We start from the raw sequence: 11394 nt of genomic DNA on the forward strand, positions 1-11394 counted from the left end.
GACACCGGCCACCACGCCCGGTATCAGACGGCCCCCCCTGGGACGCCCGAAAGGCGATCTGCTTGTCATAGACACTGCTGGTAATCCTCCCCAAATATGCGTCCGGATTCGACCGTGCCGCCACTGTCCGGCCGACACGACGAGTCCGAATTGAGGCGACTCTACAGGTCGCCCTGGCCTCTCACTGGCAGGAATTTTACGCAATAAAAGCGGACAACAGGGAATTCCAGGAGAATGCCGACTCATCGGACCTGACTTGCCCTGACCTGTGGCTCTGCAGGTCAACTGCCGGACTGTAAGGGGCTGGTGAGTTCGGATCCCCGGAACTGGATACATTCGACAAGAAACCCAGGAGACGCTTTCCCTCACCCCTGATACAGTCCACCGGTTTTACCGGTCTTTTAAGGGGTGGGAGTAAGTGAGTAATTTCCGTACCAGAGGGTGGGCCGCGGCTTTGTCCGCGGTGATGGCAGTGGGGCTGCTGCCGTCCACCTCGTTCGCACTGGCGGAACAGGCCCCGGCCGTCAGCGCTTCGCTGCCGGGCCTGAAGCAGCCGAAACCCGTACCGGTCGAGCCGGTCGAGGCGGGGGGACCCAAACGTCCGGACATCGGACGGGTCAAGGCCACGGCCCATGCCGCCTGGCCCGCGCCCGGGACACGGACGGTCGACGTCTCCGCGCGAAACGCGCTGGGCGGCACCCCGGGGGTGGGGGACCAGCTCCCCGTGTCGGTGTACGCCGTTCCCGAGGCATCCCGGTCGCAGGGTGACGGGAAGCCATCGGCACTGGGCAGGGCGCTGGTCTCGGTGAAGTCCCGTGCGACGGCGGAGAAGGCGGGGGTGGACGGTCCGCTGTTCACGGTCGGCAGGGCCGACGCGGTCGCTGCCGCAGGTCAGACGGGTGTCAGTCTCGACTACTCGGCGTTCAAGGACACCTATGGTGGTGACTGGGCTGCGCGTTTGCGTCTGGTCCAGCTGCCGTCCTGCGTGCTGACGACTCCCGAGAAGCCGGGGTGCCGTACGGCGAAGCCGCTGAAGACGGTCAACGACACGAAGGACCGCACCCTCAGCGCCATCGCGCCGGTCCCGCCCGGTGTGACCGGAGCGTCCCGGGCCGTGGCGGGTGTGACGGTGCTGGCCGCGACGGCCGGCGCCTCGGGCACGAGTGGTTCGTTCGCGGCGACTTCGCTGGAGCCGTCGGGCGCCTGGAGCGCGGGCGGTTCCACGGGCGGCTTCTCCTGGAGCTACCCGGTGAGCACGCCCACCGTCCCGGGCGGTCTCAAGCCCGGTGTGACGCTCGGCTACAGCTCGCAGGCCGTCGACGGCCGCACCTCCGCCTCCAACAACCAGGCGGGCTGGATCGGTGACGGCTGGGGCTACGAGCCCGGCTACATCGAGCGCCGGTACAAGTCCTGCGAGGACGACAAGGCCGGTGGCACCAACACCACCAAGGTCGGCGACCAGTGCTGGTTCAGCAACAACGCCACCCTCTCGCTCGGCGGCAAGACCACCGAGCTCGTCCTCGACACGGCCAAGGGCTGGCGTCCGACGTCCGACGGCGGCGAGAAGATCGAGAAGCTCAGCGGCGCCGACAACGGCGACAAGGGCACGGGCACCGTCGCGGGCGAGGGTGAGTACTGGAAGGTGACCACGCTCGACGGCACCCAGTACTTCTTCGGCAGGCACAAGCTCCCCGGGTGGGCCACGGGCAACGCCGTGACCAACTCCACGCTGACCGCCCCCGTCTTCGGCAACCACACCGGTGAGCCCTGCGCCACTTCCTCCTTCGCCACCTCGTGGTGCCAGCAGGCATGGCGCTGGAACCTCGACTACGTCGTGGACCCGAACGGCAACGCGATGGCCTACTTCTGGAAGAAGGAGACCAACAACTACGGCCGCAACGTCAACGCCACCACCGGGGCCGCGACGAAGACGCCGTACGACCGGGGCGGCTACCTGGAGCGCATCGAGTACGGCCTGCGCGACAGCGCGCCGTACGCGGCCAAGGCCATGGGCAAGGTGACCTTCACCTCCAAGGAACGCTGCGACAAGAACTGCACCTTCGACGTGTCCAACGCCCTCAACTGGCCGGACACCCCGCTCGACCTGTACTGCAAGGACACGGCGACGGAGTGCAAGGGGCTGTACTCGCCGAGCTTCTGGTCGAGCATGCGGCTCACCGGGATCTCGACGCAGGTCCTCACCTCCGGCGCCTACGTGGACGTCGACTCCTGGCAGCTGACGCAGACCTTCCCGCCCTCGGGCGACGGCATCTCCACCCCCATGTGGCTGCAGTCGGTCAAGCGCACCGCCAAGGAGGGCACCGCGGTCGCCGACGTTCCGGCGATCACCTTCGTCCCGGTGCAGAAGCCCAACCGCGTCGACAAGCTGAGGGACGGACTGGCCCCGTTCATCCGCATGCGGATGTCGCAGATCGTCACGGAGTCCGGCGGCGCCATCGGCGTCGATTACCACACCCCGGACTGCACCGCGGCCTCCCTGCCACCGACCGACGACACCAACAGCACCCGCTGCTACACGGTGAAGACGGTCATCAGCAGCCCGACGCCCGAGCACGACTGGTTCAACACCTACCCCGTCCAGCGGGTCACGGAGAGCGACAACATCTCCGCCACTCCCGACACTGTCACCGAGTACACCTACGTCGGCGGCGCCGAGTGGGCCAAGAGCGAGGACGAGTTCACCAAGGCGGAGAACCGCACCTACGCCCTTCCCCGCGGCTACCACCTCGTCCAGACCCGCACCGGCGCGGGCTTCGACAAGAAGACCCTGTCCGAAGCGCGGTACTTCCGCGGCATCGACGGGGTCCCGGTCAAGAACTCCGCCGGTGTCGGCGTCACCGACCGCGAGCAGTTCGCGGGCATGGTGCGCGAGACCGCCGTGTACGACGGCGACGGCGGTCCGCTCGTCAGCGCGTCCTCGTACACGCCCTGGCGCTCGGCCGTCACCGCCACGCGGACACGCCCCGGACTCACTGCCCTCGAGGCGTACATGACCGGCACCCAGACCGAGGAGACCCGGGTCAAGGTCACCGGTGGTGAACGCACCACGCGGACGGTCAAGGGCTTCGACTCCTACGGTCTGGTGGACACGCTCTCCGAACTGGGCGACGTCAGCAAGCCCGGCGACGAGAAGTGCACCACCACGACCTACGCCCGCACCGGCACCTCCACGATCCTGGACAAGGTGTCCCGGAGCGAGACCGTCGCCGTGGCCTGCGACGAGACCGTTTCGCGTCCCGCGGACGTGATCGACGACGTCCGCACCTACTACGACGGCCTGGCCCTGCACGCGGCCCCCGTCAAGGGCCTCGTCACCAAGTCCGAGCGGATCAACGGCGACGGCAACGGCTACGAGGTGACCTCCTCCACGCCCAGCACCTGCGGCACCGGGGGCACCCAGCTCTGCTACGACCTCTACGGCCGCCAGCTCGCCTCGGCCGACGCCTACGGCAAGGTGAGCCGCAGCAGCTTCACCCCGCCCACCGGAGAGGTCCCGACCGGGAGCGTCCTCACCAACGCGCTCAGCCACACGGTCACCACCGTCCTCTCACCGCGGCGCGGCCTGCCCACCAAGGTCACCGACGCCAACGGGAAGGTCACCACGACCGTCTACGACCCGCTGGGCCGGGTCACCAAGGCATGGCTGCCGTCCCGGCCCCAGGCCACCTACCCCACCTCGCCCAACTTCCAGTACGAATACCTCCTCCGCAACAACGGGCCGGTCATCACCACGGTGAAGACCCTCAGCCACGACAACCAGTACCGCACCAGCTACACCTTCCAGGACGGCCTGCTGCGCGCGCTGCAGAGCCAGGAGGAGTCCCCCGACCGGGCCGGCCGCCTGATCACCGAGGTCTTCTACAACACCCGCGGCGAGGCGGTCACCAACTCCGGCACGTACTTCGCCACCGGCGCCGCCGAACCGGTCCCGGCGACCGGCAAGGAGACCCAGTACCCGTCCTCCACCCAGACCGAGTTCGACGGCCTCGGACGGCCCACGGCGGTGATCGCCAAGCGCTACACCGACGAGGAGAAGCGGACCACCACCACCTACGGCGGTGACGCGACCACCGTCGTCCCGCCGGCCGGAGGCATCGCCACCACGACCGTGGTCGACGCCCTCAACCGCACCGTCGAACTCAAGCAGTACACGAACACGGCCCGCACCACCTCCCAGACCACCGACTTCACCTACGACACCAAGGGCCGACTGGCGAAGGTCGTGGACCCGGCCGGCGCCAAGTGGACGTACCAGTACGACATCCGCGGCCGCCAGACCACCGCCGTCGACCCCGACAAGGGCAAGACCGTCACGGCGTACGACAAGGGCGACCGCCCCACGGACGTCACCGACGCGCGCCTGATCACGCTCCACACCGAGTACGACGCCCTCGGACGCCGCACCTCCCTGAGCAAGGGCACCAAGACCCTCGCCACCTGGAGCTACGACCCGACCGGCGCCAAGGGCCAGCCCTGGAAAGCCACCCGCAACGACGACGCGGGCAAGTCCTGGGTCACCGAGACCGCCGGCTACAACAACGCCTACCAGCCCACGATCACCAGGTTCACCGTCCCGGACTCCGAGGACGGCCTGAAGGGCACCTACGAGTGGTACACCTCGTACAACGACAACACCGGCCAGGTCCTGGACGTCGAACACCCGAAGCTGGCCGACCTGCCCTATGAGCTGGTCAGCAACGGCTACACCGCGGTCACCGGCCTCCTGGACACGGTCGGCACCATGACCGAGACCAGCAGCGCCGCACTCGTCTCCGACATGACCTACGACCACTACGGCCGCCCGATCCGCACGGAGTACGGCGAGTTCGGCCGTCACCTGTGGACCACCACGCAGTACGACGAGCACACCGGCCAGGTCACCAACGCGTTCACCGACCGCGACACCGCACCCCAGCGCGTCGAGGACAACTCCTACACCTACGACCCCGCAGGCAACATCACCCGCGTCACCACCGGAAACGGCCAGGACACGGCACGAACCACCGACACCCAGTGCTTCACCCTGGACTCCCTGCGCAGGATCACCGAAGCCTGGACCAACACCGCCACCACCTGCGCCACCGCCCCGTCCGCGAGCGTGGTCGGCGGACCGCACGCCTACTGGACCAGCTACACCTACGACGCCGTCGGCAACCGTGACACCGAGATCCAGCACAAAACCTCCTCGGGACCGGCCGCGGACATCACCCGCAACTACACCGACCCCCAGGCCGGCAAGCACAACCTGCCCTCGGTGACCCAGACCGGCCCCGAACCGCGCACCGACACCTACACCTACGACGCGGCCGGCAACACCGAGACCCGCAAGATCGGCACCACCGACCTGGAGACGCTGGTCTGGGACGACGAGGGACACCTCAAGTCCACCACCAAGGTCACCGACACCACCAGCTACCTCTACGACACCACCGGACAGCGCCTCCTGCGCAAGGACTCCACCGGCACCACCCTCTACCTGCCAGGAGGCAACGAACTCCACCGGGACAAGAACGGCACGGTCACCGGCACCCGCTACTACGGCGGCGTGGCCATGTACAAGGGAGGCAAACTCACCTTCCTCCTCAACGACCACCACGGCACCGGCACCACCCAGGTCGCGGCCAACGCCACCCAGACCGTCACCCACCGCAGAACCACCATCTTCGGCGGACCGCGTGGCACCCAGTCCCCGGACTGGACCGGCGACAAGGGCTTCGTCGGCGGCACCAAGGACCCCGACACCGCCCTCACCCACCTGGGCGCCCGGGAGTACGACCCCGCCATCGGCCGATTCATCAGCGTCGACCCCATCCTCGACCTGAACGACCCCCAGCAGTCCCAGGGCTACAGCTACGGCAACAACAACCCCGTCTCCTTCAGCGACCCCACCGGCCTGCGCCCGGACGGCCCCGTCGGCGGAGCCGACTACAACGACAAACGAGAGACAACCGGGTCGGGCCACTACAACGGTTCCGAAGGCAGCACTTGGTTCCTCGACCGCAGTGGCGGCTGGAGCTACCGCTACCGACAGAACATCGGCACTTTCAAGGCGTCGCAGACCATCTGGTCCGACCGCGCCACGTCCAAGGGACGCGGCAAGTCGACACAGATGAAGTTCGTCGCTAACCCGCCCCCGCCGGTGACCTTCTACAGCCGGTACATCGGCCCGGTCATCGGCGCCGTCATCCTTCCCGACACCGAAGCATGGTCCGACTGCTTCGGCGACGGAGCCGCCTCACAATGCGCCTGGGCAGCGACCGACATTCCCCTCCTCAAGCCACTCAAGGGCCTCAAGCTCCTCAAGGGACTCAAGGGCAGCGAAAAAATAGAGGACGCCGCCGAGGTCGCGGGCAAGACATGCCCGGTCGGTAAGCACAGCTTCCTCCCCGGCACCAAGGTCCTGCTCGCCGACGGATCGTCCAAGAACATCGAGGACATCACCGAAGGCGACACAGTCCTGGCCACCGACCCGGACACCGGAGAGACACGCGGCCAGAAGGTCCTCAAGGTCATCCGCACCGAAGAGGACAAAGACTTCACCGAACTCACCGTGAACACCCCGACGGGAACCACGAAACTCACCGCGACGGACACCCACCCCTTCTGGTCCACGAACCTGAAGAAATGGATCGACGCCGGCACCGCCACAGCGGGCGTCACCCTCCGCACCCCGGACGGCTCCGCCGCCGAAGTCACCGCGGTCCGCCACTACACCAAGCAACAGCGGACATTCGACCTGACGGTCGACAGGATCCACACGTACTATGTGCTGGCCGGGACCACGCCGGTCCTCGTTCACAACAGCAACTGTGGTGACGTAATTCTGGGGTCGGGCGAGGGAACTGCTGACGCCTTGAGGGCTTTCACCTCAACGAAGCCGGAGACTGAGTTCGTGTTCGATTCCGGTGCTGGAAGGTTTCTGGCGGGAGATCGCGAGAGAATTCCCGGAGGGCTCAGCCCCCACGAGCAACTAGCAGAAAAGGCGGCCATGGACAGAGGGACGGTACTGGGTGGCACACTCTTCCGAGATAACGGCCGCCTAGTGTTCACGGAAAATAGTGGTCACTATGGCCACAGGTGGACGGACGCTACACGCCAACAGTTCCAGAAGTTTATGAGCGATCAAGGGATTGACTTCGACTACAGGCCGTGGGGTTGAGATGGGAAACTGGACTCCAGTGGTGTATCGGGGAGATGGGGCGTGGATTGGGGTCATGCCTGATGGCCGGATCGGAGTAGGCGTGGAGTCAGAAGGCCGGTCCTCCCTTGTGGGATCGGGATTCGTTCCCATGTGGCCATATTTGGAGCGTGACCTCTCTGCATGCTTGGCCGATTTTTCCCGCTCGTGGGAGCATCTCGGTCAGGGTGGCGTTCCAACCCCTGAGAAGCTCATCGAACTGACAGTGGAGACGGCGTGGAAGTCCGGCCGGTCATACTGGATGGAGCTAGCCGCGATTTGGGCTATCGAGATGGTTCGGCGAGAGAGTTTTGATCAAGAGGCCACTCGAATTCTTCTCCTCGAAATGGCCGCCTCGGAGGCGCTGTCGCCAGAATTGCGGGATCGAGCTCGGGGCACTGGCGGGTAGGTGACCCGGTACCCGAAGGGCTCCCAAAACCGGGATTGATCAGCCCTGAACGCATTTCGAAGCCATTGCGTCAGATGATCTGAAGCCCCACCAGATGTGACTGGTGGGGCTTCAGGGGCGTTTGACGGTAGTAGTTGACGGCAACGTCAGTGGACAGAGGCGTCGGCGATGGTGGCTCGTTGCCGTCGTCAGCGCCTGACTCGGCTTGGCTCGGGCTGCTTCCGAGCACGGTGCCGAGGGTGTTGATGGCGTCGTGTTGCAGGCGCAGTCGGACGTGGGCGTAGACGGTGGCGCTGACGCCGATGTGGGCGTGGCCAAGGAGTTCCTTGATCACGACGAGTTCGACGCCCTGGTCCAGGAGCAGGGTCGCAGTCGAGTGCCTGAGGTCGTGGAAGCGGATGCGGCGGAGGCCGGCCTTGCGGAGAAGCGTGTTGAAGGCGCGGCTGAGGTTGGTCGGGTCGATCGATCCGCCCTGCGCAGTGGTGAACACCTGCCCACTGTGCTGCCACGCGGTGTCTGCTGCCTCGCGCTCGCGCTGCTGCTGTTCGTGGTGGAGCTTCAGCGACTGGGCACAGCGGGTGGGGAGGGCGATGCGGCGTTCGGAGGCGCGAGTCTTGGTGGGCAGCGTGGTGAGCCCGCTTGCGGTGGTGCGCTGCAAGGTTCGGCGGATTGCGGCGGTGCCCGCGTCGAGGTCGAGGTCTTCCCAGCGCAGGCCGAGGAGTTCGCCCTTACGGAGTCCCGTATAGAGGGCGAGTTCAATCAGCGCGTGCAGCCGGTGACCTTGTGCGGTAGCGAGGAGCTGGCGGGCTTCGTCTGCGGTGAGGGGTTCGAAGCGACGGGGCCGTGGGGTGCCGGTGCGGACGTTGCGGGCGACGTTGCGCGGGACCTCTTCCTCCCGGACGGCGTGCTCCAGAGCGGACTTGAGAACGGAGTGGATGTAGGCGAGGGTCAGCGGAGACAGCCGCTTGGAGCAGCACGCTCCGACGGCGCAGCAACGGGGCTGATCACGCCTGGCGTCGATGCCGCGCGTGCAGCACTGGCAGGTGGTGCGGAGCTGGTTGAGCCAGGTGCGGACGTCCTTGGCGGTGAGCTTGGTGAGCTTCTTCTTGCCGAGGCCGGGGATCAGGTACCGGTCGATGCAGGCGGCGTATCGCGTGTGGGTGTTCTCGCGGAGGTGGTGGACGGCGACGTTCTCCAGCCAGTACGTCAGGTACGCGGCCAGGCTGCCCTGCGCGGAGGGGATGGGGAGGCCGCGGTTGCTGGCGGCGATCTTCTCGGTGAGATTGGCCAGGGCTTCTTTGCGGGTGGTGCCGTAGACGCGGACGCGCTTGCGGGTGTTGCCGGGGGCGAGGACGTATCCGGCGGCTTCCCAACGGCCGTCCTTGCGCTGGTAGACGGTTCCGTCGCCGTTGGCGCGCACACGGCGGGAGGCGGGGGTGTCGCGGGGCGTGGTCATCAGGCGGCTTCCTGGTCGAGGCGGGTGCGGATGAAGTCGGTCAGCGCGTGGATGGGGATGCGGCGGGCGCGGCCGAGGGTGATCGAGGCGAGCTGGCGGGTGCGGAGCAGGTCGTAGACGGCGGAGCGGCCGAGCTGGAGGCGGGCCATGACCTGGGGCACCGTCAGCAGTTCCTCCGATGTATCCGGCGCCGCGTAGGGCGCGACCGGTTCACGTGCGGGCATCAGCAGCCCCCTTCTGCCGCGAACTGCCATGCGAGTTCTCTGCGGTGCCGGACGGCGGCGGCGAGGAGTGCAGCGCCGGGGCTGTAGCCGGTGCCGAGGTAGGCCCAGTGGCCGACGACGAGCGTGCTGGCCGGGTCGGGCTCGGGCAGGCCGGCGTGGATGCGGACCTGTTCGGTGCGCCAGGCCCTGCGGGCGGCGCGCAGCGCGCCGAGCGTGACGGAGTAGGAGCGGGACTTGGTGGAGAAGTGGCCCCGGAAGCCGAGCATGTGCGCCCACTTCCAGAGCTTGAGGTCGGTGAACTCGGGCAGCTTGCCCAGCTCCCAGCAGGTGCGGATCATCTGCCGCACGTGGCGGGCGATCGCGAGCCGGGGCAGGGGCCGGGCCTGCCCGGTGGCGTCGCACGTGGTGCAGGGGATCGGGGTCCCGTGCGGCAGGAGGGTGGCGCCGCGCCCGTGGCAGGGGCGGCAGTACAGGGCGCGGTCGAGGGCGCCGGAGGCATCCGCGGACTTGGTGGCGTACTTGGCCACGTAGGCGGCCACGGCCTGATCAGTCAGCTCAGCGTCAGTACCGAAGGCGGCGATCTCGCGTACGTCGAGCTGTTCACCCCAGGCGAGTTCGCGCTCCCCGACCGCGTCCGACTCGACCGTGATTCGCACCCGCGTCGCGGCGGCCCGGATGGCATCGGCGAGCATGGTGGCCGTGGCACAGGGCGGTGGTGGCTGGGTGCTGCCGTCGGGGCCGTCGAGCCGGATGACGGTGTGGAAGTGGACCAGGCCGCGCTTCTGGTATTCGGCGACCTTGGCGAAGGAGACTCGCAGGACCGCGCGGGCGGCCTGCTGGGTGAGGCCGAGCCGGGCGGCGATCTCCCGGCGCAGGTAGGTGGTGAAGCGGGCCCACAGGGCTGAGGCATGGGCGTTGAACAGGACCGCGCCTGCGTAGTCGTACGCCGCCGGGTTCAGCGGCGTTCCCAGTAGGGCGTCGTTAAGTTCGTGGAGCTTGCGACAGCGGCAGGGCCGAGTGCAGCCGTCCGCGTTGGCGGGGCGGCTGTGGACGGGGCCGAAGGAGGGTGCGGTGAGGGGTGGCGAAGACGCGAGGGTGGGTGCGGACGGTGTCGGGCACGGTCTTGCCGCCGGAGAGGCCGGCGCGGATGAGGTGGTAGGTGTCGGCGGCGTAGATGCGCGAGCAGGCCGGGCAGCGGGAGGAGCGGCGGTTGCCGCAGGCCGTCAGCAGACTGGCCGTGGGCTCATCGGTGGTGGTGTAGGAGCGCAGGACTCCGCCGGTGGTGGTGCCGAGGGTGGCGGTGTGGCCGGTGAAGCGGACGGGTTCGGCGCAGTCGCCGAGGCGTTCGATCTGCCACCGCGCGCGGTCGAGGTCGGGCTCGTTGAGCACTTGAGCCCTACGGCGGTGAGAGCCTCGACGGTCCCGTGGGTGCGGGCGACGGCCGGATCGTGTGGGGAGCCGGGCGGCGCGCGCGAAGCCCACGGCAGGTGACCGAACGGATCGGTGAGGACCTGGATGCTCGTGCCGTGGCGTTCGTGATTGCTTGAGCAGTGAGGGGTGCCAGCGGCGATTCGGCCGATCGGCGGCAGGGTGCCGTCCAGGATCGCGAACGCCTTGGTCCGAGGCGATGCGCATTGCCTCGTCAAGGGTGGGTGCGAGGGCGGCCAGCACCTCGACGGCCTCGCGTATGTAGCGGTATGCGATGCCGATGCCGAACCCGGGGCAAGGCGGGCGCAGGTGTCACCGCATCACGGATGAGCCAGGGCAGGTAGAGCTTGCCGTCCGACGGTCAGGCGCCGTCACCAGTTGCCGCTCTCCCCTCGCCGGACAGCGAGGTGTCCGGCCAGGCACCGCGAGGTGTACCTGGGCAGGTCGATCGACGACGGGGAGACAAGCACGCGAAGCTCCTGGTGGCCGCAGGCGGTCTTGGCCGAGAACCGCCTACCAGGAGCTTCGCTGTTCCGCAGACCCGGCCGACACCATCCATCACCATCGGGTTGGAAAAGGATCATTGAGCTTCTTCGAGCGGACCACCGATCGGGTGACGGTCCGTGAAGCGCAACGAGCGAGGCCCCCGGGCAGTTGATCGAGATGTCTGACGTCTCAA

Annotated in this window: 3 protein-coding genes and 2 pseudogenes; 1 reads left to right on the forward strand and 4 read right to left on the reverse strand. The window is 67.7% G+C overall.

The window, feature by feature from the left end; all coding sequences use genetic code 11:
• Nucleotides 1-466: 466 nt before the first annotated feature.
• The gene (locus ACIO92_RS20975; RefSeq protein ID WP_402282519.1) at nt 467-7180 is read left to right on the forward strand and encodes an RHS repeat-associated core domain-containing protein; all 6714 of its coding nucleotides are present in this window, start codon (nt 467-469) and stop codon (nt 7178-7180) included.
• 497 nt (nt 7181-7677) lie between these two features.
• On the opposite strand, the gene ACIO92_RS20980 is transcribed toward ACIO92_RS20975, so the two are convergent.
• The 4 genes and pseudogenes from ACIO92_RS20980 to ACIO92_RS20995 all read right to left on the reverse strand — a co-directional run.
• A complete protein-coding gene (locus tag ACIO92_RS20980) occupies nt 7678-9063 on the reverse strand; it encodes a tyrosine-type recombinase/integrase (protein ID WP_402282517.1) in 1386 nt (461 codons plus the stop codon).
• On the reverse strand, nt 9063-9287 hold the full coding sequence (locus tag ACIO92_RS20985) for a helix-turn-helix domain-containing protein (RefSeq protein ID WP_402282515.1): 225 nt from the start codon (nt 9285-9287) through the stop codon (nt 9063-9065). Before ACIO92_RS20985 ends, ACIO92_RS20980 begins: the two co-directional genes overlap by 1 nt.
• Nucleotides 9287-10676: pseudogene (locus ACIO92_RS20990) on the reverse strand (replication initiator). Before ACIO92_RS20990 ends, ACIO92_RS20985 begins: the two are co-directional and overlap by 1 nt.
• A pseudogene (locus ACIO92_RS20995) lies at nt 10676-11185 on the reverse strand (IS5/IS1182 family transposase); the annotation flags it as partial. The pseudogenes ACIO92_RS20995 and ACIO92_RS20990, both read right to left, overlap by 1 nt.
• Nucleotides 11186-11394 lie beyond the last annotated feature (209 nt).

The organism is Streptomyces sp. NPDC087215, assembly GCF_044744885.1.
In the GTDB taxonomy this organism is placed as follows: Bacteria; Actinomycetota; Actinomycetes; order Streptomycetales; family Streptomycetaceae; genus Streptomyces.

What these genes read in the sequence shown, in the direction of transcription:
- ACIO92_RS20975 (WP_402282519.1), top strand. Translation starts at nt 467, where the DNA reads ATGGCAGTGGGGCTGCTGCCGTCCACCTCGTTCGCACTGGCGGAACAG.
- ACIO92_RS20980 (WP_402282517.1), bottom strand. Translation starts at nt 9,063, where the DNA reads ATGACCACGCCCCGCGACACCCCCGCCTCCCGCCGTGTGCGCGCCAAC.
- ACIO92_RS20985 (WP_402282515.1), bottom strand. Translation starts at nt 9,287, where the DNA reads ATGCCCGCACGTGAACCGGTCGCGCCCTACGCGGCGCCGGATACATCG.